The organism is Mesorhizobium sp. CA10 (assembly GCF_020165285.1).
GTDB lineage: Bacteria > Pseudomonadota > Alphaproteobacteria > Rhizobiales > Rhizobiaceae > Mesorhizobium.
In genome coordinates this window covers 99,689-123,991 of sequence record NZ_JAIUHV010000013.1, presented here as the reverse complement: position 1 = coordinate 123,991, position 24,303 = coordinate 99,689, and the positions used below count along the sequence as shown (strand labels likewise).

Genomic DNA, 24,303 nt, shown 5'->3' with positions numbered 1-24,303 from the left:
GCCGGGGCGCCGGCGCTCCCTTCCGGCGCCAGGCTTCGTCTCTCTCGTCACCGCCGCCGCCAGTTTCGGCGGCGGTGACGGAGCGCCCGCCGCTGTCGTCGCCGACGGGCACGGTTTAGGATTCTGGCGCCCATGGATGCGATTCTCTCTCTTGAAAGGGTCGGAAAGATCTTTCCCGGCGCCGTCGCGCTGAGCGAGGTGTCGCTGTCGATCGCGCGCGGCGAGACCCATATTATCCTGGGCGAGAACGGCGCCGGCAAGTCGACGCTGATCAAGCTCTTGGCCGGCATCTACCAGCCGGACTCCGGCACGATCGCCTTCAACGGCCAGCCCTATCAGCCGAAGACGCCGCATGATGCGCAGCAGAGCGGCATCCGCGTCGTGCACCAGGAGCTGAACCTGTTGCCCTATCTCAGCATCGCCGAGAATCTGATGCTGGAAAGCCTGCCGCGTCGCGCCTTCGGCATCGTCGACCGCAAGGCGCTCAACAGCCGCGCGGCGGCGCTGCTCAAGGAAGTCGGGCTCGACATCGATCCGCGGATACGCGTCGAGGCGCTCGGCGTCGCGCAGATGCAGCTGGTCGAGATCGCCAAGGCGCTGAGCTACGACTCGAAGCTTCTGGTGCTCGACGAGCCGACGGCGACGCTGACGCCGCCGGAGATCGAGCGGCTGTTTTCCATCATCAAGCGGCTGAAGGCCAAAGGCGTCACCACCATCTACATCTCGCACCGGCTGCACGAGGTGTTCGAGATCGGCGACCGCGTGACCGTCTTGCGGAACGGTAGGCTGGTCGCGACGCGCGACCTTCACGGCCTTTCCGTGCCGGATATCGTGCGCATGATGATCGGCCGCGACATCGCCGACGAATTCGGTTTCGATGCCAGGGTCGTGCCGGGCAAGGTGGCGCTCAGCGTCGCCAATCTGAAGCGTGACGCCTCCACCCCGGAGATCTCCTTCGCCGTGCGCCATGGCGAGATCCTCGGCGTTGCCGGCCTGGTCGGCAGCGGCCGCACCGAAGCTATGCGCGCTCTGTTCGGCGCCGACGCAAAACTCGACGGTGTCGTCGAGATCGACGGCAAGCCCGTGGCGATCGCTGCGCCCAAGGATGCGGTGCGGCACGGCTTGAGCCTGCTTACCGAAGACCGCAAGGGCCAAGGCCTTCTGCTCGACATGGCCGTCGACAAGAACATCACCATCACCGATCTCAGCAAAATCTCGCGCAACGGGCTGCTCAACCGAAGGACGGAGGCTGCGGCCGCCAACGATCTCGTCGGCCAGCTGCGCGTCAAGGCGAGCTCGATCGAGCAGGCGGTGCGCAACCTCTCGGGCGGCAACCAGCAGAAGGTGGTGCTGGCCAAATGGCTGTTCCGCGGCACCTCGACGCTGATCCTCGACGAGCCGACGCGCGGCGTCGACATCGGCGCGCGGCGCGAGATCTACCAGCTGCTGTGGATGCTGGCGGCGCGGCAGAAGGGCATCATCATGGTGTCGTCCGACCTGCCTGAATTGATGGGCATGTGCCACCGCATCATCGTCTTTTCGAAAAACAAGATCGTCGGCGAAGTGCCGCGATCCGAATTCGACCAGGAGCGCATCCTGTCGCTCGCCTATCAGGAGTATGTGCGACCATGAGCGAGACGTCCGAGATAGCCGTGGCGGCGCCTGTTTCTCCGGGCCGGGCGAAGTTCCTGCGCTTCCTGGTGCGCGATGCCGGCGTGCTCCTGGCGCTGGTGCTGATCACGCTGTTCTTCTCGGCCACCGCCCCTTATTTCGCCACCTCCGGCAACGCGCTGAAAATCTTCGTGCAGATCGCCATCAACACGGTGCTGGCGGCCGGCATGACCTTCGTCATCCTCACCGGCGGCATCGACCTTTCGGTCGGCTCGGTGCTGGCGCTGTGCACCGTGGTCGGCGCCACCGTCATGATAAACGAGAGCCTGTCGCCGGCCGTCGCGATCACGCTGGCGCTGCTTGCCTGCATGGCGACGGGTGCGGTGTGCGGCTTCCTCAATGGCTGGATCTCGACGCGCTGGAAGATCCCGTCCTTCATCGTAACGCTGGGTATGCTCAACATGGCGGCGGGCGCCGCGCGCGTGGTCAGCGACAATTCGACCATCACCGGCCTGCCGCAGAGTTTTGTCGATTTCGGCAATCTGATCATCGGCGGCTTCCTGCCGTCGATCTTCCTGGTCGCGGCGCTGGTGATCGCGGCCGGCTGGTTCGTGCTGCGCTTCACCGTCTTCGGCCGCATGATCTTCGCCGTCGGCACCAATGACGAGGCGGTGCGGCTGTCTGGCCACAATCCGGATTTCTACAAGGTCGCCGCCTTCACCATCAGCGGGCTCACCGCCGGCATCGCGGCCATGGTCTATCTGTTGCGCCTCAACATCGGTAGCCCGATCGCCGGCGTGGGCTACGAGCTCAACGCGATTGCCGCCGTCATCATCGGCGGCACCAGCCTCAGCGGCGGCAAGGGCTCGATCATCGGCACGCTGGTCGGCGCCTGCATCCTGCAGGTGCTTTCCACCGGATTGCAGCTGCTCGGCGTCGGCGACAATTTCAAACCGATCGTGATTGGCCTTGTCATCGTGCTCGCGGTCATCCTAGACGCGTACCGGGAGAGGCTGTTGCGGAAAATCCGCTGAGGGGAACGGGCTATGACGACGATTGCCGATGTCGCGCGCCGTGCGGGGGTGTCCGTCGCCACCGTCTCGCATGTGATGAACCATACGCGTCATGTCGAGCCGGAAACGGCCGAGCGCGTGCGCGCCGCGATCGCGGCGCTGCGCTACAGCCCGAACTCGGTGGCGCGGAGTCTCAGGCGCGGCGAAACCAAAACCATCGGCCTTTTGCTCCCCGACAATTCCAATCCCTTCTTCGCCAGCGTGGCGCGGCAGATCGAGGATGCCGGCTTCGTTTCCGGCTACACGGTGATCCTGTGCAACTCCGACGGCAACGCCGAGAAGGAGGAGCGCTATCTCTCGGTGCTGATGGCCAAGCAGATCGACGGGCTGATCTTCGCCGGCTCGTCCGACCACGCGCGGGTGTTCGCCCGCCTCTTGCCCAGTGTGCCGGCGGTGCTGCTCGACCGCGAGATCCAGTCGGTCAATGTCGATTCGGTGCTGGTCGACCACGACCATGGCGGCTATCTCGCCGGCAAATACCTGGCCGGGCTCGGCCACAGGAAGATCGGCGTCATCGGCGGTCCGCGCGATTCGAGCTCCAGCCCGGCCCGCCTGCGCGGTTTTGTCCGCGCGCTTGGCGAAGCAGGCGTTGAGCTGCCGGCGTCGTCAATCGTCGATTCCGACTATCATTTCGCCGGCGGCCGCCTAGCGATGGAGCAGCTTATGGTACAGGCGGCCGGCATCACCGCGGTGTTCGCCTGCAACGACCTGATGGCCATGGGCGCGGTCACGGCGCTGCGCTCGCGGGGCATGCACGTTCCCGACGACATGTCGATGATCGGCTTCGACGACATTCCCTACGCCGTCACCACCTGGCCGCCGCTGACGACAATCGCGCAGCCGGTGGAAAAGATCGGCACGCTGGCGGTGAGCCTGCTGCTCGAGAGGCTGGGCGAGCCGGAAGCGCCGTCAAAGCGCGAGGTGCTGGCGCCGGTTCTGGTGGAGAGGGAAAGCTGCGCGGCGCGGGGGTAGTCTGGCAATCGACGACGTAGGCACCGCCCCCGCTCCGTCTCGGCGCTGCGCGCCGATCCACCTCTCCGCCATTTCATCCATGGCATGCACACCTTTCAAAGCGGCCGGCCTTTGGCGATAGCGTGCATGGCAGCGCGCTGGTCGACCCCCACTCCGTCTCGGCTTCGCCGAGCCACCTCTCCCCCGATCGACGGGGTAGAGGAAAGGCGCCAAGCCTTTTGCCGTCAGCGCCCGTCCAGCTCCCTTCCTTTCCCTCCGGAGGGGGGAAAGGTGGCGCTGCGAAGCAGCGACGGATTGGGGAGCGCTCTATGCGATTATCCCGCCGTATGAAATCGCCTCAGCGAACCGCCTCAGGCCGCCGGTTGCATGGCGGCTCTCAGCAGCATGCCGAACAGGTCGCGCGGCTCGTCGGGGTCGGCGAGCAGGTCGAGCTCCTCATAGAGGCCGGTGGCCTGGAGCTGGTCGCGGACGTAGCGCAGCGCGGAAAAATCTTCCGTGGCGAAGCCGACGGAATCGAACAGCGTGATCTGCTCGGCCGACTTGCGGCCCTCGGCCTTCCCGGTCATCACCTGCCACAGCTCGGTCACCGGATGATCGGCGTCGAGCTGCTGGATCTCGCCCTCGATGCGGGTCTGCGGCGGGAACTCGACGAAGATGTCGGAGCGCAAGAGGATGTCGCGGTGCAGCTCGGTCTTGCCGGGGCAGTCGCCGCCGACCGCGTTGATGTGGACGCCGGCGCCGACCATGTTGTCGGTGAGGATCGTGGCATACTGCTTGTCGGCGGTCACCGTGGTGATGATGTCGACGCCTTCCACGGCATCCTGCCCGGTCGAGCAGATGGTGATATCAAACCCCTTGCCGGCGAGGTTGCGGGCGCATTTTTCCGAGGCCGAGCGGTCGATGTCGTAGAGCCGCAGCCGGTCGATGCCGACGAGCGCCTTGAAGGCGATGGCTTGGAATTCGGACTGGGCGCCATTGCCGATGATGGCCATGGCGCGGGAGTTCTTCGGCGCCAGGTATTTTGCCGCAACCGCCGAGGTGGCCGCCGTGCGCAGCGCCGTCAGGATGGTCATTTCGGTCAACAGCATCGGATAGCCGGAGCCGACATCGGCGAGCACGCCGAAAGCGGTGACGGTCTGGCGTCCTTCGCGCATGTTCTTCGGATGGCCGTTGACATATTTGAAGCCGTACATCTTGCCGTCGCTGGTCGGCATCAGCTCGATGACGCCGTCATGGCTGTGCGAGGCGATGCGCGGCGTCTTGTCGAACAGCTCCCAGCGGCGGAAATCCTCCTCGATATAGGCGGCGAGCTCGGTGAGGAAGCGCTCGACGCCGATGGCGAGCACCAGCTTCATCATGCGATCGACGCTGACAAAGGGAACTATGGCAAGGCGCGAAGGCTGGGTCATGATCAGAGGTTTCCGGAATGGCTGCGGGTCGGGCGATCCATGATGCGGCGGCCCATTAGGCTGGCGGTGAGGTCGACCATCAGGGTGGCGGTACGGCCGCGCTCGTCGAGGAAGGGGTTCAGTTCGACCAGGTCGAGGCTTGAGACGAGGCCTGAGTCGGACAGCATCTCCATCACCAGATGCGCCTCGCGGAAGGTGGCGCCGCCGGGCACGGTGGTGCCGACGGCCGGCGCGATCGAAGGGTCGAGGAAATCGACGTCGAGGCTGACATGCAAGAGCCCGTTCTCCTCCTCGACGCGGGCCAGGAAGGCGCGCAGCAGCGGGGCGATGCCGTGCTCGTCGATGGCGCGCATGTCGTGCACGGTGACGCCGGCTTCAGTAAGCGCGCGGCGCTCGGCCGGATCGACGCTGCGCAGGCCGATGGCGCAGATGCGGGCCGGGTCGACGGCTTGCGGCAGATCCGGGAAATAGCCCTGAAAACCGGCCTGGCCGCTGGCATAGGCGAGCGGCACGCCGTGCAGATTGCCGCTGGTGGTGGTGTCGAGCGTGTGGAAATCGGGATGCGCGTCGAGCCACAGCACGAAGAGCGGCCGTCCGCGCTCGGCCGCGCGGCGCGCCACGCCCGACACAGTGCCGGCGGAGATCGAATGGTCGCCGCCGAGGAAGATCGGCATGGCGTCCCGCGAAGCCGCGTAGGCGGTCTCGGCGATCGCCGCCGTCCAGGCGGAGATCTCCGGCAGCGCCTTCAGCGCAAGATTGCCGTGCGCCACGGGCCGCGCCGCGGCTTTCTCGACCGCGCCCCAGTCCTCGACCTCGTGGCCGAGCTCGGCCAGCACCGAGACCAGCCCTGCCGTGCGCAGCGCGCTCGGCCCCATCTCGCATCCCATCCTGCCCGCGCCGTCCTGCACCGGCGCGCCGACGATCCTGCAGCGCATCTTTTCTCACCTTGCGATTGATCGAAGGAGTGAACCATCAGCTGCTGGCGGCTTGAACAGTGAAAATTGGCATTTCGAGAAGACTAATCTATCATGATGGTCAGACGATTTGATCGAAATGGAAGCCATGGACGCGCTGGACGAGAAACTGGTGACGCTGCTGAGGCACGATGCGCGGCGCAGTGTATCCGACCTCGCCATCGATCTCGGCGTGTCGCGCGCCACGGTCAGGTCGCGCATGGAACGGCTGGAAAAGTCCGGCGAGATCATCGGCTACACTGTGGTGCTGCGCGCCGACGCGGTCGATCAGAAGATACGCGGCGTGATGACGATCGAGATCGAAGGCCATGCCGCCGACCGCGTCGTCAAGGCGCTCGGCGGCCTCGCCGAGGTCTCGACCATCCACACCACCAACGGCCGCTGGGACCTGGTGGTCGAGCTCGGCACCGCCACGCTGACGGACTTCGACGCGGTGCTGCGGCGCATCCGGCTGATCCCCGGCATTACGGGGAGCGAGACAAGCCTGCTGCTGGCGACGCCGAGGACGACACGGGCGCGGCTGGCGTAGCGGCAGAATCGGTGACGGCAGCGCCAGGCGTGAAGCGGTTCGGCGATCTTGCGAAACGCCGGGCCGCTTCAGGTTCTTATTTCGTGCGCGGGCCGAAAGCGACGGCGCCGGGCCGGAGCGCGATCCGGCTTTCCCGGAATTGCTCCAGGACTGCCGCATCGCACCGCTCAGCTAGTTCAGGGGGTCAGCCGTTCGGATAATAGCCGCCGTCCGAGCCGTCGCCCATATAGATTCCCTGGCCGGTAGCGTTTCGGAGCCGCTGATCCAGCTCATTGATCCGCCCAATCGCAGAACGGCCGCCGGCGGGCTGGATGCTATCGGCCTGCCGCATCAGGTCGCGAGCCTGTTCCTGCGTGATCTTGCCGGCCTGCCTGGCCGCACGGATGCCTTGCTTCACGCCAAGCAGCTGCTGCGTCGCGGCTCTCGCTTCGGGCTCCGCCGGCACTGACGCCGTGGTCATTGTGTCGACCTGCGCCCTATGGTGGCGGTGCACGGCATAGGCGCTCGAAAGCGGTATGGCCGCGAAGATCGAGGCGGCCGCGATGAGTTTTGGGGTGAAAGAACGCATGATGACATCTCCTCGTGATGGAGGAAGCGGCAAGACCGCTTTTTCCGAAAACGGGCCGTCCGGTCGCGTCGTGTCGCGGTGCTGGCCATTCGCCGCCGGCGGATCTCGGCCCAGGGAGGAGATATAGAAACCGCCGCGGCGTTGAAATGGAGCAGCACGCAAACGTTATCCGATGTGATCTGGGGTTGAATCGCCGATGCGCCGTCGGCGAGGCGGGTTCCCAAGGCCGGCCGTCTTCAGGCGACGCTGGCGAGCGGGATCGGCCAATCGATGGCCTGCCCGATTGGCCCGGCATTGGCCTGGTCGGCAAGTTGCTCGGCTTCGCCTTGCGTCAGCCCGATCAGCAGCCGGCCTGCTATCTCCGCCGGGAGATCGGAAACCAGATCGCAGACAAGCCAGTCGTCGCAAGGATCCTGTATTGCTGCGAACCTCATAGGCGCTCCTTGTTTTAGCGCAAGCTAAAGTTCCGATGATGCCCAATCGTTCCATTGCGGGGCGATCAAATTCAAATATCGAGAAAGAGGCACGGCCGAGCGCGGCACCGAGAGGAATTCATCTGCCTGCCCCGCGAGCTGCTCCGCCGCCTCGCGAATCGGGCCAAGCAGCAACATGTCCGGCATTCGCACCGGGAAACCCGACCGCAGATCGAACACCATGCATTGGCCGCACGGATGCTGTAAGGCTGTGAACCTCATGGCCGACGTTCTATCTTTGCTTTGACGCAACTCCGAACGGAAGACTACGGCGAAGTCGCCGAACATAACCGCTCACACTTTCCTGGAATTGCTCCAGCTATGCCCCAACGTAACGACTTGCGGGAATGCCTCCCGCGAGACTGCCCGGCCGGATTAATTCCAGCACTTTCACACAACATATAGTTGTCGGACGCCCGGCAAAAGAGGCTCTACAGTCCCTTCGGCATGCGACTCAAGTCTGATGGGCAGCGGATACTTTCCGGATGGCGGACGTGGCTGTTTGAAGGAAAATATCGCGTGAACCATCTGCTGGATATTTTGCGGGAGATCGTGGAGATGCGGCAATGCGCGTTGCCGACGGTCCAGACGTAACTCCGGCGCTGTGCCGCGGGTGGGTTTCCCGCTAGCCGCAAACGCGAAAAAGCCGCGGAGACCGCGGCTTTTCGTCTGCTTGATCCTCGGTGAGGAAACTGGAGCGGGTGAGGCGATTCGAACGCCCGACCCCAACCTTGGCAAGGTTGTGCTCTACCCCTGAGCTACACCCGCTCGCGCGGCCTTGGGCCGCAAGCCGCGCCTATATGGCCGAAGAGCGCGGCGATTGCAACAGGGAAATGACGGTCTTTTTTGGCGTGAATTCTTCCCGCGGCGACGTTCGCTTGAAAAGCATCGAAGCGGCGGCGAAACCGGACTGCTCGCAAATCCGCAGGCAAGCCGCCGCCCGCTTTGCCCGCAATGGCTCCGGCGGCCTTGCCCCGATGGCACCGTTGGCCGTAAACGGCATGAGCCCTTTTTTGACCGCGCGAGGACCGATGCCGAAGACCGAAGCCGAGCTCAACGAATTTCTTGCCGATCTCGGCATTTCCGTCTCGACGGTCAGGCACCCGCCGCTGTTCACGGTCGCCGATTCGCAAGGCCTGCGCGGCGAGATTCCCGGCGGCCACACCAAGAACCTGTTCCTCAAGGACAAGAAGGACAATTATTTCCTTGTCACCGTCGGCGAGGACGCCGTGGTCGACCTGAAGCAGATCCACCACCTGATCGGCGCCGCCGGCCGGGTGTCGTTCGGCAAGCCGGAAATGCTGATGGAACTGCTCGGCGTCATCCCCGGCGCGGTCACCGTTTTCGGCCTGATCAACGACACGGAAGGCAAGGTCAAGGTCGTGCTCGACGAGGCGTTGATGAGCCACGACGTCATCAACGGCCATCCGCTGACCAATGAGGCGACGACCTCGATCGCCGCCGCCGACCTGATCAGATTCGTCGAGGCAACCGGCCATGATCCTGTTATCCTGAAAGTCTCATGACCTTGAAAGTGCCCTTGCCTTGAAGGCCTTATTGCCTTGAAACTCGGGGGCTGATCGCCACATGGAAGGCGGTTGCGAAATCCGACAATGACGCGCCGGGCGCCGACGCCTGAGAGCGTGACCGAAAGGGCGACAAGATGAGCGACAACAATCCGTATAGCGGCGCGTTTGGCGGCAATGGCGGCCAGTATGCCCAGACGGTGCAATATGGCGGCGGCGACCGCGCCAAGGTTTCGCTCGGCGACGGGCCGGCGGCGGCCGACCTGATCAAGGACACCACAACCGCGACTTTCGCCGCCGACGTCATCCAGGAATCGCGCCGCCAGCCGGTGCTGGTCGACTTCTGGGCGCCATGGTGCGGGCCTTGCAAGCAGCTGACGCCGCAGCTCGAAAAGGCGGTGAAGAACGCCGGCGGCAAGGTCAAGCTGGTCAAGATGAACATCGACGATCATCCCTCGATCGCCGGCCAGCTCGGCATCCAGTCGATTCCCGCGGTCATCGCCTTCAAGGACGGCCAGCCCGTCGACGGTTTCATGGGCGCGGTTCCGGAAAGCCAGGTCGCCCAATTCATCGAGAAGGTCGGCGGCAAGGGCGGCGGCGCGCCGCAGATCGCCGACGCGCTTGCGGCGGCGGCCGAGGCGCGCACGGCCGGCGACGTCCAGACCGCGGCCGGCATTTACGACGCGGTCCTCGAGCAGGCGCCGGAGACGATCGAGGCGGTCGCAGGCCTGGGCGAGATCCTGTACGATGCCGGGGACGTGGAAGGCGCCGAGGCCGTGCTGGCGCGAGCGCCCGAGGACAAGAAGGACGCGCCCGCGCTGGCTGCGCTGCGCGCCAAGATGACGCTTGCCGCGGAAGCGGCCGCGCTCGGCAATCCGGCCGAGCTCGAGCGCCGGCTCGCCGCCAACCCCGCCGACCATCAGGCGCGCTTCGATCTGGCGATGATCCAGAACGCGCGCGGCGAGCGCGACGCGGCCGCCGACAATCTGCTGGCGATCGTCAAGGCCGACCGGACCTGGAACGACGACGGCGCCAGGGCGCAGCTGTTGAAGCTGTTCGAAGCCTGGGGAATGACCGACGAGGCGACGCTCGCGGCACGCCGCAAGCTCTCGTCGCTGCTGTTCTCGTAGGACGGTCTCGGCGATTCACAGAGCCGCCGAACCGCTTTAAGTTCGGTTTGCGCAATTCCAGACGGAAAGCTGCGGCGAATTTGCCGACCCCAACTGATACTTTCCCGGAATTGCCGTGAATTTTTTGCCGGCTGTCGCGGCCGGCAGGCTTGCGCAGTGGGACATCAGCGCCAGATAAGGGCGGGGCCGGATGCCGATCGTGACGAATTCGCCGGTGCGAGAGGAGATTGCAGCTTGATACGCTTGCCGGCGTTGCTTTGGGAGGGTTGCGGTGCGCGTCGGTAACGCACTTTACAGGCTTGCCAAGGATCTGCCGGCGGCAATCCCGGTTTTCCCGCTCGCCGGCGCGCTGCTTCTGCCGGGCGGCCGCATGCCGCTCAACGTTTTCGAGCCGCGCTATCTGCAGATGATCGATCTGGCGATGGCCGGCTCGCGGCTGATCGGCATGATCCAGCCCAGCCTTGACGGCGCATTGCGCGACGACGGCGAGCCTGAACTGTGCAGCGTCGGCTGCGCCGGGCGCATCATCTCGCTCGCCGAGACGGGCGACGGGCGCTATTTGATCTCGCTGCAGGGCGTGTGCCGGTTTCGCATTGTGCAGGAGCTTACGGCAAAGGCGCCGTTCCGGCAGTGCAAGATCGCGCCGTTTCTCGCCGACCTCGAGGAAGACCCGGCCGGCGCCGACGTCGACCGGCCGGCGCTGCTCAAGGCTTTTCGTTCCTATCTGCAGGCCAACGACCTCGAGGCCGACTGGGAAAGCGTCAGCCGCGCCGAAAACGGCATGCTGGTCAACGCGCTGTCGATGATGGCGCCCTACGGGCCGGCCGAGAAGCAGGCGCTGCTGGAAGCGCCGGACCTGAAGACGCGCGCCGAAACGCTGATCGCCATCACCGAAATGACGCTGGCGCGCGAGGATGATGAGTTTGGCTCGAGTCTACAATAGCTTGCCGGCACGGGGATGAGTTCATGGCGGACGGACGGGACGGACGAAAAGCCACGGTCGACCCGAAGCTGCTGGAGCTGCTCGCCTGCCCGCTGACCAAAGGACCGCTAACCTGGGACCCTGAGCGCAACGAGCTGGTCTCGCGCGTGGCGAAGCTCGCCTATCCGGTGCGCGACGGCATCCCGATCATGCTGCCGTCGGAGGCGCGCACGATCTCGGCCGAGGACATGCTGACCCCACCGCCGCCTCGGCTCGGCGGGGCTTCGTGAGTGGGCTGTGCTTGGTACAGTGACGTAGGTAGGCGATCCTTCGCGCCCCCCTCTGGCCTGCCGGCCATCTCCCCCCTAGGGGGGAGATTGGTAGCTTGGGCCTCCCGTCCATTCTGCAGTGTAGGAGATTAGCGAAAAGCCGGCGTGACGTCTGATCTCCCCCCTTGAGGGAGAGATGTCCGGTAGGACAGAGGGGGGCGCTGTCCCGCCGACATCAAAGTTGTGCATCGTGACGGCACACGCAGTCGGGCGTCTGCTTCCCGTATCGTTCTACTGAAAATTCCGCCCTTTCGGCATGACTTGTTGCGCGGCACCCGACAGGGCTTCGGTCTCCTGGCGGACCGGCAGGCCTCGGCTTGCGGCGGCTCCAACCGGCCGTTCGGCGGGATTATGCTCGATGACCGGTCGATTGGCGGACTCCAGCAGCGCGCCCAGCCAGGACGTCAAATCCTCGATCCGGTCGGCGACGATGTGGATGACGTCCGATTCATGCTGCAGCTTGCCGGTGACGCGGATGAAGCGCGCGCCCATGACCACCGGGCGGAAGCGGTCGAAGACGCGTGGCCAGATGATGACGTTGGCGATCGATTTTTCGTCTTCCAGCGTGAGGAAAATGGCATTGCCCTTGCCCGGACGCTGGCGCACCAGCACCAGCCCGGCGACGGAAACGCGGTGGCCGTCGCGCACAGACGGCAAACGGGCGTTGGGGGTGACGCCGGCGCGATCCAGCCGTTCGCGCAGGAAGGCGACGGGATGCTCCTTCAGCGACAGGCCGAGCGAGCGGTAGTCGTGCACGACATGCTCGCCGAGCGGCATTTTCGGCAGTTTCGTTTCCGGCTCCAGCTCGCGCAGGCGAAGCGAGGGCTGGTCGAACAACGGCAGTTTCTCGGCGGCGCTCTTGCCGTCAAGGGCGCGGACTTCCCAGAGCGCGGCACGGCGGTCGAGGCCGATCGAGCGGAAGGCGTCCGCTTGCGCCAATCTTTCGATCTCGCCGACATCGAGGCCCGAACGCAGCCAGACGTCCCTGACCGAGCGATAGCCGTCGCCGCGGCGGGCAACGACTATATCCATGCGCTCTTCGGACAGGCCCTTGATCTGGCGGAAGCCGAGGCGGACGGCGTGAGCCGTCTCGATGACGCCGCGCATCGAGGCGTGGCGCTCGAGAATGCGGGACGGATCGAAGGCGGTTTCCTCCAGCGTGCAGTCCCAGACGGAATGGTTGATGTCGACCTCGCGCACCTCGACGCCATGGTCGCGCGCATCGCGCACGAGCTGGGCCGGCTGGTAAAAACCCATCGGCTGGGAATTCAGGATCGCGGCGCAGAACACGTCCGGATAAAAGGTCTTGAACCAGCAGGAGGCGTAGACAAGCAGCGCGAAGGAGGCGGCGTGGCTTTCGGGAAAGCCATATTCGCCAAAACCTTCGATCTGCTTGAAGCAGCGCTCGGCGAACTCTCTGGGATAGCCCTTCTTGACCATCCCCTCGACCATTCGCGTTTCATAGTTTCCGATCGTGCCGGTGCGTTTGAAGGTCGCCATGGCGCGGCGCAACTCGTCTGCCTCACCCGGCTTGAAGCCGCCGGCGACGATGGCGATCTTCATCGCCTGCTCCTGGAACAAAGGCACTCCAAGGGTCTTGCCGAGAATCTCTTCCAACTCAGGCTTGGGGTATTCGGCCTTCTCCTTGCCCTGCCGCCGGCGCAGATAGGGATGCACCATGTCGCCCTGGATCGGGCCGGGGCGCACGATCGCCACCTCGATGACGAGGTCGTAGAAATTTGCCGGCTTGAGGCGCGGCAGCATCGACATCTGCGCGCGCGACTCGATCTGGAAGACGCCGAGCGTGTCGGCTCTTTGGATCATGGCGTAAACGCGCCTGTCCTCTTCGGGAAGGGTCGCGAGCACATAAGGCTGTCCAAATGGATCCCGCGCCCGCGGATAATGATCGGTGAGCAAGGTAAAGGCGCGCTTCAGGCAGGTCAGCATGCCGAGCGCCAGCACGTCCACCTTGAGGATCTTCACCGCGTCGAGATCGTCCTTGTCCCACTCGACCATCTTGCGCTCCTCCATCGCCGTCTTGACGATGGGCACGACCTCGTCGAGCCGGTCGCGGGTGATGACGAAGCCGCCGACATGCTGGGAAAGATGGCGGGGAAAGCCCATGATCTCGTTGGCGCGCTCCAGCACCTGCCGCGACAGCGGATCGGTGCGGTCGAGGCCGCCGGCATTGGCTTCCCTTTCGCCGAGCTCGGAGGTCGACCAGCCCCAGATGGTGCTGGAGAGCGCGCTGCGGACATCCTCCGACAAGCCCATGGCCTTGGCCACCTCGCGCAGGGCCGAGCGGCCGCGATAGCTGATGACGGCGGCGGCCAAGGCGGTGCGCTTGGCGCTGTATTTCGTATAGATGTACTGAATGACCTCTTCGCGCCGCTCATGCTCGAAGTCGACGTCGATGTCGGGCGGCTCGTTGCGTTCCTCCGAGATGAAGCGCTCGAACAAGGTGTCGATGCGATCGGGGCCGACCTCGGTGATGCCGATGCAGAAGCAGATGATCGAATTGGCGGCCGAACCGCGGCCCTGGCAAAGAATGCCCTGGCTGCGGGCGAATTTGACGATATCATGGACGGTGAGGAAATAGCGGGCATAGTTCAGGCGCTCGATCAAAACGAGCTCGCTGTCGATGCGTTTCAGCACATCCTCGGGAACGCCGGCCGGATAGCGAACGGCCGCGCCTTCCCGCGCCAACCGTTCGAGCTCGGCCTGCGGTCCAAGCCCGGATTCGGTCGGCTCGTCCGGATAATTGTATTCGAGGTCGCTGAGCGAGAAGGTGAGCTCGTCGGCGAAGCGCAGCGTCTCGGCCAACGCCTGCGGGTGGCGGCGGAAAAGTCGCGCCATCTCCAGCGGCGGTTTCAGGTGGCGCTCGGCATTGGCCATCAGCTCCAGTCCGACCTCGGAAACCGGCGTGTTGAGGCGGATCGCGGTCAGCACGTCCTGCAGCGGACGGCGATCGGCGGCATGGTAGAGCACGTCGTTGGTCGCCATCAGCGGGACGCGGGCATGCTCGGCCATCGCGGAAGCCTGCTCGATGCGGAAACGGTCGTTGCCGGCATAATCCGGCGCCACCGCCAGCCGGAGCGCCGCGCCGAAGCGATCCTTAAACCGGCTAATGAATGCCAGGTTGTCTTGCGCGCCTGCCGACAAATCGGGCAGGATCGCCAGCGACATCCGATCGCCCCATTCGAGCAGGTCGCTCAACTGGAGCAGCGTCGCGCCCTTCTCGTTCTCGTCGCGCAGATTGGCTTGCGTGAGCATGCGGCAGAGATGCCCCCAGCCCTGGCGGTCGCGGGGATAGGCGAGGATATCCGGCGTGCCGTCGCCAAACACCAGGCGGCAGCCGGGATGATAGGCGAGCTTTTCCACCCTGGCCTGTTGCCAGGCGCGCACGACGCCGGCGACCGTGTTGCGGTCGGCAAGGCCGATCGAGGCAAAACCGTAGAATTTCGCCGTGACCACCAGCTCCTCGGGCTTGGAAGCGCCGCGCAGGAAGGAGAAATTCGAGCTTATGCCGAACTCGGCATAGGGGATGACGGTCAGCGCATTCATGCGAACACCCCATGCATGAACCAGCGCGGCGGCGCGGCCTGCGGCGCGCTGCTGTAGAGGCCCTGACGGTAGAGCCAGTAGCGGCGCCCCTCGCTGTCCTCGATGCGGTAATAGTCGCGGGTCGGCGCCTCTTCCTCGCCGGGCAGCTGGCGCCACCATTCGGCGGCGATGCGCTCCGGCCCTTCGGCGCGGGCGACACGATAGAGCGCGCGCCGCCAGCGGAAATTCATCGGCGGTCCCTCCGGGATCTCGGTCGCCGGCACCTCGATCGGCTCAGGCGAGCGGAACAGGCGCACCGGCCGCTCCGGCGGGTAAACGGTCATCGGTGGCGCTGTTCGGGGCGGCGGCGTCCGTCCGGCCGCCGGGGCGCGTCCTTGCGGCGCTTCGGCGAAAGATACGGTTTTGACGGCGCGTTCCGGCAGATGGCTTTCGACGACCACCGGCTTCAGCACGGCGGCTTCGCCGAGACGGGCGCGGACGCGGTCGGCAAAGAGCGCGATGTCGGCGTCATCGTCGTCGGTCTCGCCGGTGAGGTCGCCCTGAGCCAAGTCGAAGGCCGCGACCGACAGCACGGACAGCCGCACGAGATCGAAGCCGAAGCCGGCGTCGATGCTCTGCTCCAGCGCGGTGAGCCGCTCATGGAACAGTCTTTGGATCAGCCGCGGCTCGCGCATCGGGCGGGAGGTGCCGACGGCGATGCGGTTGACGGCGCCATCGACGCGGAAGAGAAGCAGCGCCAGCGTCCTTGCGCCCTCGCCGCGGCGTTCGAGGTCGGTCTTCAAGGCGATCGCCAGCCGGCTCACCAGCCGCTCGATGTCGTCGGTGAGCACGACCGGCTCGGCAAGATGGCGCTCGACCGAGAGCGGCGCCACGGGAAGGCGCGGCGACACGGCCTCGTCGAGGCGGCCGAGCGCCTGGTCGAGGCGCAGAAGCAAGGTGGCGCCGAAACGGCGGGCGAGCGGCGCGCGGGGTGCTGCCATCACCGCGCCGGCGGTGCGCAGGCCCACACTTTCCAGGCTGGCGCGGGTCTCCGGCGCGATGCGCAGCGCCGACAAGGGCAGCGGCGAAAGCAGCGCCTCCTCCTCGCCGCCGGCTACGATGCGATCGCCATGGAAGCGCGCCGCCGCCCAGGCGGCGCCCGGCGTCGAGGCCAACCCGGCGCGGACATCGAAGCCCTGCTGGAAGAAGCGGGCGAGGATCTCGTCCTGCATGGCGCGCTCGCCGCCGAACAGATGCGTGCAGCCGGTAACGTCGAGGAACAGCCCGTCCTCGCCGTCGATCGCCACCAGTGGCGTGTAGCGGTCGCACCAGTCGGCAAGGCCTTCGAGCAGGCGGCGGTCGGCTTCCGGATCTGCCTCGACCACATCGATCGAGGGATGCATGGCGCGCGCATCGGCGATGCCCATGCCGCGCTTCAATCTGAGCGCCTCAGCCCGCTCGTCGAGGGCTGCGATGCGCTGGGTGTTGTTGTCGCGATGGCTGATCACCAGCGGCGGCTGAAGCGACGGCAGGCGATGCGAGGGCCGGGAACGCCAGGACCGCCCCAGACGCTGGCGCAGGATCCGCTCCGCGGCCAGATGCGGGAACCACAGCGACAGAATTCTCTGTTCTTTCTGCAAAAGCGTGCTCATCGGGGTTCCACTCCAGTGTGAACTGTCCAGGCAGGGCCGTGCGGCTCTTGCCGATATCGACTTTGAAGGCGGGGCGGCCGATCGAGCCGGCGAGCGGCCCGGCGAGGGTCTCGCGGCTTGCCGCGGGCGCCGCCGAAACGATGAGGCGCACCGGAGCGGCGGTGGGATCGGCCTCGCCGGCCTGGCGCAGCAACAGCAGCGGCCGGCCGGCGCTCCGGGCCCGCGCATGCAGCCGGCGCGTGGCGGTGAGGTCGAGAAGCCGCGGACTGCCGCGGATCTCGAGGATGACCGCGGCAAAGGCCGTCATGCGGGCGGCCTCCTCGGCAATCCACAGCGCGTCGAGCAGCTTCGGCGCCTCGGAAAACAGCAATTGCCCAGGCTCGATGCCGAACAGGGCATGAAGGCCCCTGGCATAGGGCATGCCGGCCTCGTGGAAGATTTCCGCCGTGCCGACCCAGAGGATCGGCAGACCCTGCTTCTCCCTGAGGACCAGGCTTACGAGCGACAGCGCAAAGCCGGCAACGGCGCCGGCATCGCGGGTCTCCAGGCCATGGATTTCGCTGAGCGCCGCCTTGGGTAGGCCGCCGCCAAGCGCTGCATCGAGCCTATCGATGCCGGTGTGCAGGAAGGCATCCGCCGAAGCCACGGCAAGGCCGCGCCGGACAATCGTCATGTCCGGCCCGGCGGCATCGTTGGATGTTTGGTTTTGCGCCATTCCGGAGGGAAAACTGCTTCGCACTTTTCCTGGAATTGCTTCGGGCGCGCACCCCGAGGGCGCCTGCAGGCGCTCGGGCAGCGTTCCCTCGATCTTCGCGATCTGGCGGCGCAGGGCAAAAATAGTGTCCCGCGCCACGGCGCTCATCGCCATGACGTTCACTTCCAGCAGCAATTGTTCCTGTTATGTTCCTATAGATTCCAGAGGCGCCCGGAAGAGTCAAGCAGACTCGCAAGGAATTTATTCCTTCGTCTTTTACCTTGAAAGCGAACACCCCAGCCGGTCCATTTGCCTCAATCGGCGTGAAAGCCTATATGCCGGGATTAAAGGACATTTCATGGCCCGCATCTACAAGACCCGCACCTGGCACGACCAGCTCTCGCCGTCGATGGACGAGATGGAGCTTCTGGCGCTGGAGGCCTATGCCCATCTGCCGGACGAGTTCCGCAAGCTCACCGGCGAGATCATCATCCAGATCGCCGAGTTCCCGACCGACGAGATCATGGACGATCTGTCGCTGGAGACGCCCTTCGACCTGCTCGGCCTGTTCGAGGGGCGCGGCATCGCCGAGCGCTGGAACCCGCAGACCGGCGAAGGTCCAAACCGCATCACGCTCTATCGCCGCGCCATCCTCGACTACTGGGCCGAGAATGAAGAGACGATGGGCGACATCGTCACCCATGTGCTGATCCATGAGATCGGCCACCATTTTGGCCTGTCGGACGACGATATGGAGCGGATCGAGGAGGCGGCGGAGCAGGCGGCGGCTGGGTGAGCACGCACTTCGTCATCCTAGGGCGAAGCAAGGAGCGAAGCGACGCGCGTAGACCCTAGGATCCATGCCATTCCATCAGCACCAAGCCCGCGGTGCAGAACGGAACGCCTGCCGCCCGACACCGCAATTTCCCTATATTCTGGCCCGCCGCGCCCTTCGGCAGAGGGAACGGAATGGATCCTAGGGTCTGCGCTCCGCTTCGCGTCGCTACGCCCTAGGATGACGAATGAGAGAGCCTGCTGCCCTCCTACCAGTCGCTGAGCTTGGTGTCGGCTGTGTAGTCCTGGCCTTCGACATCCTTCACTACGGCCTGGCCGCAGCGCATCGACTTCGTCTGCTGGTCAAAGGCATAGGTCGGCGAGCCGAACAGGTGCCAGCCCTTGTTCAGGGCTGCCGTCACCTTGTGGCAGAAAGTTGAATCGTCCGGACCGGACAGAAAGCGGTAGAGTTTCATTTATCGAGCCTATCTTGAAGACCGGCGCATCATGCGCCGATGATCGCGGCCTTCGCCAGAAGTTTCTCGGCTTCCGCCAGATGCAGCCGTTCGACCATGCGCCCGTCCATCGCAATCACGCCCTTGCCGGCATTCTCGGGCCGCGCGAACGCATCCTTGATCGCACGGGCCGCAGCCAGCCTCTCGGGCGACGGTGAAAAGGCGCGGTTCGCCGGCTCGATCTGGGCGGGATGGATCAGCGACTTGCCGTCGAAACCCATGGCCGCACCGTCGGCGCATTCGCGGGCAAAAGCGTCGAGATCGCGAAAATCATTGGCGACGCCGTCGATGACATCGAGACCGCCGGCCCGCGCCGCAAGCACCAGCTGCATCAGCCACGGCATCAGATAGCGCCGGTCGGGCGTCGCCAGAATGCCGGTCGCCTTCACCAGGTCATTCGTTCCGGTCACGAAACAAGCCAGCCTCGAAGCCGGATCGCGGCCGAGTTCGGCGATGGCGCCGATGTTGAGCAGCGCCTTGGGCGTCTCGACCATCGCCCATAGTTTCACGCTGTCCGGCGCGAAATTGTCGTCGAGCAGGTCGCCGGCCTCGAGGATGTCGCGCGGCGTGGCGATCTTGGGCAGAAGAATGCCTTCGGGTTCGGCCTTGGCCACTGCCAGGAGGTCGTGGGTGCCCCATTCGCTGGCCAAAGGATTGATGCGCACTACCATCTCGCAGCGCCGTTCGGGGCGCGCAGCCAGGATGCCGGCAATCTTGTCGCGCGCCACTTTTTTGCCGGCGGGCAGGACGGCATCCTCGAGATCGATGATGACGGCGTCGCAGGCCAGGGAGCCAAGCTTGGCAAACGCCTTGTCGTTGGAGGCGGGAATGTAAAGCACAGAGCGGCGCGGGCGGTAGGGTTCTTGAGCCATCGCCGATCTATGCCGGGTGATGGCGGATGAGGCAAGGCGGAGGGGACAGGACAATCGCATATGGCGGCGCCAGCCCCCGCTCCGTCTCGACGCTGCGCGCCGAGCCACCTCTCCCCCACTTTATGGGGGCGAGGAAACGCTAATCGCCGAGGGCGCGCGACCTTCGCAGGCCTGGGTTCCTCGCCCCCGCCAGAGGCGGGGGAGAGGTGGCTCGGCGAAGCCGAGACGGAGAGGGGGAGCGCCCTACGCGACTATCCCGCCGAAAAGGCGACCTGCCTGCACTAAATCTGCAAATCCCTGCTGAAAAGCTCCAGGATTCCGCCGCGCACTTACCGCACCGGCCGGCGAAACCGGCGTCATGCGAACACGTCACACATCCCGCTGGTCGCTGCCGCGCCGGCTCCGCAATGACGGCTGGTGGCTCGTCGAGCCGCAAAGACCATGCCATGGGGCGGGTATCCTGCTTTTCGCCCCGAGGCCGCTCCACTCCCGACCGAAAACAATTTCGCACTTTTCCCTGGAATTGCTCTAATCCTGCCGTCATCCAACCTTACGCGCCGGGCCGCTGATTTCATGCCGCACAACATTCTCGTCGCTGACGACGACCCGCATATCCGCGAGATCATCTGCTTCGCGCTGGAAAAGGCCGGCATGAAGACGGCCGCCGTCGCCGACGGCGCAGCGGCGCTGCAAGCGGTCGAGCGCCGCGCGCCCGATCTCATCGTGCTCGATATCGGCATGCCGGAGATGGACGGGCTGGAGGTCTGCCGCAGGTTGCGGCAAAAGTACGACGTGCCGGTGCTGTTTTTGTCCGCGCGCGACGAGGAGATCGACCGGGTGCTCGGGCTGGAGATGGGCGGCGATGATTATGTGACGAAACCGTTCAGCCCGCGCGAGCTGGTCGCCCGTGTCAACGTCATCCTGCGGCGCGCGCGTCCGGCGCCGGTCGAAGAAGAAGCCGACGAGCGTCAATTCGCGCATGGCAAGCTCATGCTCGTCCCGGCAAGCCATGAAGCCAGCTTCGACGGCAAGCCGCTCATCTTGACGGCGATCGAGTTCGCGATCCTGAAGGGCTTCCTCGCCCGCCCGCAGCATGTGCTTGGCCGCGACGCGGTGATGGCCAATGCCTATGCCTCCAACATCCATGTCTCGGAGCGCACGGTCGACAGCCATATCCGCAATGTGCGGGCCAAGCTGGCGGCGGTCGGCTGTCTCGATGCGATCGCCACGGTGCATGGCGTTGGCTTCCGGCTCGGCCGATGCGGTGGTTGAGCAAGGAGAAGTGGCGGCCCAGGCTTGCCACCGTCGTCGTCGTCATCCTCATCCTGGTGATGGCGCTGCCGCTGGTCGGACTGTTCTTCTTCCGGCTCTACGAGAACCAGCTCATCCGCCAGACCGAAGGCGAGCTCATCGCGCAAGGCGCGGTCGCCGCCGCCGTCTATGCCCAGGAGGTGCGCGCTGCCGGCATTCCCCAGGAAAAACTCGGGTCGCCGATCTCGGCCGATCCGGCAAGGGACAACAACTATCCCTATGATCCGATCGAGCCGCGCCTCGACCTTGCCTCGGACGATGTCATGCCGACGCGCCCGGCGGCGCTTCCCGCCACCGCCGATCCGGCCTTCGCGGCAATAGGCGCGCGGCTCGACGGCATCCTCGACGAGACGCAGAAAACGACGCTTGCCGGCTTCCGGCTGCTCGATCCGCGCGGCGTGGTGATCGCCGGCGGCGACGAGGTCGGCCGGTCGCTCGGCGAAATCGAAGAGGTGCGGACCGCGCTTTCAGGCGCCTATGCCAGCGCGCTCAGGCTGCGCATTCCCGACCAGCCGCCGCCGCCGCTCTACTCGGTGAGCCGCGGCACCAGGGTGCGCGTCTTCGTCGCCCTGCCGGTCGAGCTCGACGGCCGGGTCGCGGGCGTGGTCTATCTGTCGCGGACGCCGAACAACATCGTCAAGCACCTCTATGGCGAGCGCGGCAAGGTGACGTTGGCGGCGATCGCCATCCTGGGCGGCACGCTGCTGATCGCGCTGGTGTTCATCCGCACCGTCAGCCGGCCGATCTACGCGCTGATCGACCGTACAAAACGCATCGCCGCCGGCGACCGCGAAGCAATCAGGCCGCTCGCCCATCACGGCACGCGCGAGATGGCCGCGCTGTCGGCGGCGTTCCTCGACATGGCGCAAAAACTGCAGGCGCGCTCCGACAGCATCCAGACCTTCGCCACCCATGTCTCGCATGAGCTGAAATCGCCGCTGACGGCGATCCAGGGCGCGGCGGAGCTGCTTCGCGATTCCGGCGGCGCGATGGACGAGGCCGAGCGCAAGCGTTTCTCCAACAACATCGTCACCGATGCCGGGCGGCTCAATCTCCTGGTGCGCCGACTGCTTGACCTGGCGCGCGCTGAAAATCTGGAACCGAGCGGCGAAAGCACGACGCTTCATGCGGCGTTGGCATCCTTGCCGGTCGACACAAGGCTGGAAGCGCGGCTTGAAGGCGGCGGCGATATCAGGCTCGGCATCTCGGCCGAGAATCTCGGCATCGTGCTCGCCAATCTCATCGACAATTCGGCACGGCATGGCGCCCGAGAGGTGGCGATCCATGCTTCAGCCGATGGCGAGCGCGCGTCGGTCCAGATCGGCGACGACGGCGACGGCATCTCGGCCGCCAACCGCGCCAGGATCTTCGAGCCGTTCTTCACCACGCGGCGCGAGACCGGCGGCACCGGCATGGGGCTCGGCATCGTGCTGGCCCTCCTGAAAGCGCATGATGGCACGATCAGGCTGGTTGACTCCGAGCGCGGCACGCGCTTCGAGATCGATCTTCCTGCATTGATTTGAGCGTGCGAACCCGAGCGTCGGGATCATGCTCTGGAGTCGGAGAACCAAAAGCGTGCGCTACGACATCGTCATCATCGGCGGGGCCATCGTCGGGTCCTCGGTCGCTTATTATTTGCGCGAGGAGGGCTTTACCGGCTCGATCGCGCTGATCGAGCGCGATCCGCAATTCTCGCATGCGGCGACGACCTTGTCCTGCGCCTCGATCCGCCAGCAATTCTCGATCCCTGAAAACATCCGCCTGTCGCAGTTCACGCTGAAACTGTTCCGGCGGCTGAAGGAAACCTTCGGCGCCGAGGCCGATATCGGCTTTCGCGAGGGCGGCTATCTCATCCTCGCCGGCGAGGCCGGGCTGCCGATCCTCAAGGCCAATCACGAGACGCAGGTCGCCGAGGGCGCCGACATTGTGCTGGAGGATGCCGGCCAGCTGACGCAGCGTTTCTCCTGGCTGTCGGCCGAAGGCATTTCCGCCGGCGCCTATGGCCGCAGCGGCGAAGGCTGGTTCGACGCGCATGCGATGCTGATGCTGTTCCGCAAGGCGCTGCGCGACAAGAAGATCGATCTCATCACCGCCTCCGTGACCGGCATCGCGCGCGACGGCAACCGCGTCACCAGTGTAAGCCTCGACAATGGCGAGATGCTCGAAGCCGGCATTGTCGTCAACGCGGCCGGGCCGAATGCCGGCAAGGTCGCCGCCTTGGCTGGGCTGGCGCTGCCGGTCGAGCCGCGCAAGCGCAATGTCTTCGTCTTCGAAGCGCGCGACAAATTCGCCGACATGCCGCTGCTGGTCGATCCCTCCGGCATCTATGTCCGGCCCGAGGGCTCGGTCTACATCACCGGCGGCGCCGAGCCGGAGGAAGGCGATCAGGCGCCCGATCCAACGGATTTCGAGGTTAACTGGCCGCTGTTCGAAGAGGTGATCTGGCCGGTCCTAGCCACCCGCATCCCGGCCTTCGAGGCGATCAAGCCGACGCGCGCCTGGGTCGGGCATTACGACTACAACACGCTCGACCAGAACGCGGTTGTCGGCCCGCATCCGGAGGTCGAAAATTTCCTGTTCGCCAACGGCTTCTCCGGCCACGGCCTGCAGCAGGCGCCGGCGGTGGGGAAGTCGATCGCCGAGCTCATCGTGCATGGCGGCTACCGCACGATCGACTGTACGGCATTTGGATATGAGCGTGTGGCAGAAGGACGGGCGTTCCGGGAGCTGAACGTGATTTGAGGGCTCCCCCTTCCCCCCTTGTGGGGGAAGGTGTCGCCGAAGGCGACGGATGAGGGGTGTTCCAGGGAAAGCCAACGTCTCACTCCGCTGGAACACCCCTCATCCGTCTCGGCGCTGCGCGCCGATCCACCTTCTCCCACAAGGGGAGAAGGTGGCGCTAAGCCGCCTGCCGTCCGTCACTAAAATATGTTTGCAGCCACCCAAGCACCCGCGCCCAGCCTTCGGCATGTTCCGCTGCGGCGTCCGGGAAACCTGCGAAGCCGCCATGGCAGATGGTGAGCCGCGTGCCGCCGGCGATCGGCTCCAGCAGATAGGCGAGGGTCGTTTCGCGCCGGCCGAGCGCCGGATGGTCCCAGTCGTAGCGCCGCGTCTGCACGATCCGCCGCGGCATTTCGATCTCGAGAAACTCTCCGCCGGTGGGCAGGCGCCTGCCGTCGGCGGTTCGCACCGTGACACGCCAGCTTCCGCCGACGCGCAGATCGGCGTTCCAGCCGGTCATGCGGTAAGTTTCGGGCGAACCCCACCAGCGCTCGACCTCGCTGGTTATCAGCGCCGCGCCAACCTCGTCCGGCGAGGCGGGAAGCTCGGCCGAGGCCATGACCGTGTCCGCATTCGCCATGGCTTGCGGCAAGGATAATTGAAGCATCGAATCCACCTCTGCCGACAATTGTATCGTATCCGAAA

At 65.5% G+C, this 24,303-nt stretch carries 23 protein-coding genes and 1 tRNA gene; 12 read left to right on the top strand and 12 right to left on the bottom strand.

What is annotated here, in order from left to right; all coding sequences use genetic code 11:
* Positions 1-132: 132 nt before the first annotated feature.
* Genes LB535_RS24325 through LB535_RS24315 form a run of 3 tightly spaced genes read left to right on the top strand, consistent with a single transcriptional unit; the run spans position 133 to position 3,656 of the window.
* Positions 133-1,632 (top strand): sugar ABC transporter ATP-binding protein, encoded by a 1,500-nt coding sequence (locus LB535_RS24325; protein ID WP_224634008.1) that lies wholly within the window; start codon positions 133-135, stop codon positions 1,630-1,632.
* Complete coding sequence (locus tag LB535_RS24320; RefSeq protein ID WP_224634007.1) at positions 1,629-2,645, top strand: ABC transporter permease; 1,017 nt, start codon at positions 1,629-1,631, stop codon at positions 2,643-2,645. Before LB535_RS24325 ends, LB535_RS24320 begins: the two co-directional genes overlap by 4 nt.
* Positions 2,646-2,657: 12 nt before the next feature.
* A complete protein-coding gene (locus LB535_RS24315; RefSeq protein WP_224634006.1) occupies positions 2,658-3,656 on the top strand; it encodes a LacI family DNA-binding transcriptional regulator in 999 nt (332 codons plus the stop codon).
* A gap of 350 nt (positions 3,657-4,006) precedes the next feature.
* Here LB535_RS24315 and LB535_RS24310 read toward each other — a convergent pair whose 3' ends face one another.
* Both LB535_RS24310 and rocF read right to left on the bottom strand, forming a co-directional pair.
* Positions 4,007-5,065, bottom strand: a complete 1,059-nt coding sequence (locus LB535_RS24310; protein WP_224634005.1) for an ornithine cyclodeaminase — start codon at positions 5,063-5,065, stop codon at positions 4,007-4,009.
* 2 nt (positions 5,066-5,067) lie between these two features.
* Entirely contained in the window at positions 5,068-6,000 is a 933-nt protein-coding gene (gene rocF, locus LB535_RS24305) for an arginase (protein WP_224634004.1), read from the bottom strand.
* Between the two features lie 127 nt (positions 6,001-6,127).
* Between rocF and LB535_RS24300 the strand changes: the two genes are divergently transcribed.
* On the top strand, positions 6,128-6,568 hold the full coding sequence (locus LB535_RS24300; protein ID WP_095769871.1) for an Lrp/AsnC family transcriptional regulator: 441 nt from the start codon (positions 6,128-6,130) through the stop codon (positions 6,566-6,568).
* Positions 6,569-6,752: 184 nt separating this feature from the next.
* Here the strand turns inward: LB535_RS24300 and LB535_RS24295 are convergent, their stop codons facing one another.
* The 4 genes from LB535_RS24295 to LB535_RS24280 form a co-directional block, all read right to left on the bottom strand.
* Positions 6,753-7,136, bottom strand: a complete 384-nt coding sequence (locus LB535_RS24295) for a hypothetical protein (protein WP_224634003.1) — start codon at positions 7,134-7,136, stop codon at positions 6,753-6,755.
* Between the two features lie 236 nt (positions 7,137-7,372).
* On the bottom strand, positions 7,373-7,570 hold the full coding sequence (locus LB535_RS24290; RefSeq protein WP_224634002.1) for a hypothetical protein: 198 nt from the start codon (positions 7,568-7,570) through the stop codon (positions 7,373-7,375).
* A 24-nt stretch (positions 7,571-7,594) separates the two neighbouring features.
* On the bottom strand, positions 7,595-7,792 hold the full coding sequence (locus LB535_RS24285) for a hypothetical protein (protein ID WP_224634001.1): 198 nt from the start codon (positions 7,790-7,792) through the stop codon (positions 7,595-7,597).
* Positions 7,793-8,302: 510 nt separating this feature from the next.
* A tRNA-Gly gene (locus LB535_RS24280) sits at positions 8,303-8,377 on the bottom strand.
* 263 nt (positions 8,378-8,640) lie between these two features.
* Here LB535_RS24280 and LB535_RS24275 point away from each other — a divergent pair.
* The 4 genes from LB535_RS24275 to LB535_RS24260 all read left to right on the top strand — a co-directional run bounded on the left by LB535_RS24275 (position 8,641) and on the right by LB535_RS24260 (position 11,477).
* Positions 8,641-9,135 (top strand): prolyl-tRNA synthetase associated domain-containing protein, encoded by a 495-nt coding sequence (locus LB535_RS24275; protein ID WP_224532505.1) that lies wholly within the window; start codon positions 8,641-8,643, stop codon positions 9,133-9,135.
* A 137-nt stretch (positions 9,136-9,272) separates the two neighbouring features.
* Positions 9,273-10,265, top strand: a complete 993-nt coding sequence (trxA, locus tag LB535_RS24270) for a thioredoxin (protein WP_224634000.1) — start codon at positions 9,273-9,275, stop codon at positions 10,263-10,265.
* 271 nt (positions 10,266-10,536) lie between these two features.
* On the top strand, positions 10,537-11,208 hold the full coding sequence (locus tag LB535_RS24265) for an LON peptidase substrate-binding domain-containing protein (protein WP_095769837.1): 672 nt from the start codon (positions 10,537-10,539) through the stop codon (positions 11,206-11,208).
* A gap of 23 nt (positions 11,209-11,231) precedes the next feature.
* A complete protein-coding gene (locus LB535_RS24260; protein ID WP_224633999.1) occupies positions 11,232-11,477 on the top strand; it encodes a Trm112 family protein in 246 nt (81 codons plus the stop codon).
* Positions 11,478-11,747: 270 nt separating this feature from the next.
* On the opposite strand, the gene LB535_RS24255 is transcribed toward LB535_RS24260, so the two are convergent.
* The 3 genes from LB535_RS24255 to LB535_RS24245 are packed head-to-tail and all read right to left on the bottom strand — an operon-like array spanning position 11,748 to position 17,579.
* Complete coding sequence (locus tag LB535_RS24255; protein WP_224633998.1) at positions 11,748-15,080, bottom strand: error-prone DNA polymerase; 3,333 nt, start codon at positions 15,078-15,080, stop codon at positions 11,748-11,750.
* Positions 15,077-16,567, bottom strand: coding sequence for a DUF6504 family protein (locus LB535_RS24250; RefSeq protein ID WP_224633997.1), 1,491 nt, complete (start codon positions 16,565-16,567; stop codon positions 15,077-15,079). Before LB535_RS24250 ends, LB535_RS24255 begins: the two co-directional genes overlap by 4 nt.
* Positions 16,509-17,579 carry an ImuA family protein gene (locus tag LB535_RS24245; RefSeq protein WP_224634031.1) on the bottom strand — a complete coding sequence of 357 codons (1,071 nt, stop codon included), beginning with the start codon at positions 17,577-17,579 and terminating at the stop codon, positions 16,509-16,511. Before LB535_RS24245 ends, LB535_RS24250 begins: the two co-directional genes overlap by 59 nt.
* 184 nt (positions 17,580-17,763) lie before the next feature.
* On the opposite strand from LB535_RS24245, the gene LB535_RS24240 reads away from it, so the two are divergent.
* Positions 17,764-18,201, top strand: coding sequence for a metallopeptidase family protein (locus LB535_RS24240; RefSeq protein WP_095769832.1), 438 nt, complete (start codon positions 17,764-17,766; stop codon positions 18,199-18,201).
* 247 nt (positions 18,202-18,448) lie between these two features.
* Here LB535_RS24240 and LB535_RS24235 read toward each other — a convergent pair whose 3' ends face one another.
* A complete protein-coding gene (locus tag LB535_RS24235; RefSeq protein WP_140845953.1) occupies positions 18,449-18,655 on the bottom strand; it encodes a DUF1737 domain-containing protein in 207 nt (68 codons plus the stop codon).
* Positions 18,656-18,684: 29 nt separating this feature from the next.
* Positions 18,685-19,566, bottom strand: a complete 882-nt coding sequence (locus LB535_RS24230) for an HpcH/HpaI aldolase/citrate lyase family protein (RefSeq protein WP_224633996.1) — start codon at positions 19,564-19,566, stop codon at positions 18,685-18,687.
* Positions 19,567-20,139: 573 nt separating this feature from the next.
* On the opposite strand from LB535_RS24230, the gene LB535_RS24225 reads away from it, so the two are divergent.
* The 3 genes from LB535_RS24225 to LB535_RS24215 are packed head-to-tail and all read left to right on the top strand — an operon-like array spanning position 20,140 to position 23,619.
* A complete protein-coding gene (locus LB535_RS24225) occupies positions 20,140-20,838 on the top strand; it encodes a response regulator transcription factor (RefSeq protein WP_224611314.1) in 699 nt (232 codons plus the stop codon).
* A gap of 59 nt (positions 20,839-20,897) precedes the next feature.
* Positions 20,898-22,400: an ATP-binding protein gene (locus LB535_RS24220; protein WP_411969608.1), complete on the top strand. Its 1,503-nt coding sequence runs from the start codon at positions 20,898-20,900 to the stop codon at positions 22,398-22,400.
* A 52-nt stretch (positions 22,401-22,452) separates the two neighbouring features.
* Positions 22,453-23,619: an NAD(P)/FAD-dependent oxidoreductase gene (locus LB535_RS24215; RefSeq protein WP_224633994.1), complete on the top strand. Its 1,167-nt coding sequence runs from the start codon at positions 22,453-22,455 to the stop codon at positions 23,617-23,619.
* A gap of 157 nt (positions 23,620-23,776) precedes the next feature.
* Here the strand turns inward: LB535_RS24215 and LB535_RS24210 are convergent, their stop codons facing one another.
* Complete coding sequence (locus tag LB535_RS24210) at positions 23,777-24,265, bottom strand: SRPBCC domain-containing protein (protein WP_224633993.1); 489 nt, start codon at positions 24,263-24,265, stop codon at positions 23,777-23,779.
* Positions 24,266-24,303 lie beyond the last annotated feature (38 nt).

Bases quoted from the DNA above. Each gene is read 5' to 3' on its own strand.
- LB535_RS24325 (WP_224634008.1), top strand. From the start codon at position 133: ATGGATGCGATTCTCTCTCTTGAAAGGGTCGGAAAGATCTTTCCCGGC.
- LB535_RS24320 (WP_224634007.1), top strand. From the start codon at position 1,629: ATGAGCGAGACGTCCGAGATAGCCGTGGCGGCGCCTGTTTCTCCGGGC.
- LB535_RS24315 (WP_224634006.1), top strand. From the start codon at position 2,658: ATGACGACGATTGCCGATGTCGCGCGCCGTGCGGGGGTGTCCGTCGCC.
- LB535_RS24310 (WP_224634005.1), bottom strand. From the start codon at position 5,065: ATGACCCAGCCTTCGCGCCTTGCCATAGTTCCCTTTGTCAGCGTCGAT.
- rocF (WP_224634004.1), bottom strand. From the start codon at position 6,000: ATGCGCTGCAGGATCGTCGGCGCGCCGGTGCAGGACGGCGCGGGCAGG.
- LB535_RS24300 (WP_095769871.1), top strand. From the start codon at position 6,128: ATGGACGCGCTGGACGAGAAACTGGTGACGCTGCTGAGGCACGATGCG.
- LB535_RS24295 (WP_224634003.1), bottom strand. From the start codon at position 7,136: ATGCGTTCTTTCACCCCAAAACTCATCGCGGCCGCCTCGATCTTCGCG.
- LB535_RS24290 (WP_224634002.1), bottom strand. From the start codon at position 7,570: ATGAGGTTCGCAGCAATACAGGATCCTTGCGACGACTGGCTTGTCTGC.
- LB535_RS24285 (WP_224634001.1), bottom strand. From the start codon at position 7,792: ATGGTGTTCGATCTGCGGTCGGGTTTCCCGGTGCGAATGCCGGACATG.
- LB535_RS24275 (WP_224532505.1), top strand. From the start codon at position 8,641: ATGCCGAAGACCGAAGCCGAGCTCAACGAATTTCTTGCCGATCTCGGC.
- trxA (WP_224634000.1), top strand. From the start codon at position 9,273: ATGAGCGACAACAATCCGTATAGCGGCGCGTTTGGCGGCAATGGCGGC.
- LB535_RS24260 (WP_224633999.1), top strand. From the start codon at position 11,232: ATGGCGGACGGACGGGACGGACGAAAAGCCACGGTCGACCCGAAGCTG.
- LB535_RS24255 (WP_224633998.1), bottom strand. From the start codon at position 15,080: ATGAATGCGCTGACCGTCATCCCCTATGCCGAGTTCGGCATAAGCTCG.
- LB535_RS24245 (WP_224634031.1), bottom strand. From the start codon at position 17,579: ATGGCGATGAGCGCCGTGGCGCGGGACACTATTTTTGCCCTGCGCCGC.
- LB535_RS24240 (WP_095769832.1), top strand. From the start codon at position 17,764: ATGGCCCGCATCTACAAGACCCGCACCTGGCACGACCAGCTCTCGCCG.
- LB535_RS24235 (WP_140845953.1), bottom strand. From the start codon at position 18,655: ATGAAACTCTACCGCTTTCTGTCCGGTCCGGACGATTCAACTTTCTGC.
- LB535_RS24230 (WP_224633996.1), bottom strand. From the start codon at position 19,566: ATGGCTCAAGAACCCTACCGCCCGCGCCGCTCTGTGCTTTACATTCCC.
- LB535_RS24225 (WP_224611314.1), top strand. From the start codon at position 20,140: ATGCCGCACAACATTCTCGTCGCTGACGACGACCCGCATATCCGCGAG.
- LB535_RS24220 (WP_411969608.1), top strand. From the start codon at position 20,898: ATGGCGCTGCCGCTGGTCGGACTGTTCTTCTTCCGGCTCTACGAGAAC.
- LB535_RS24210 (WP_224633993.1), bottom strand. From the start codon at position 24,265: ATGCTTCAATTATCCTTGCCGCAAGCCATGGCGAATGCGGACACGGTC.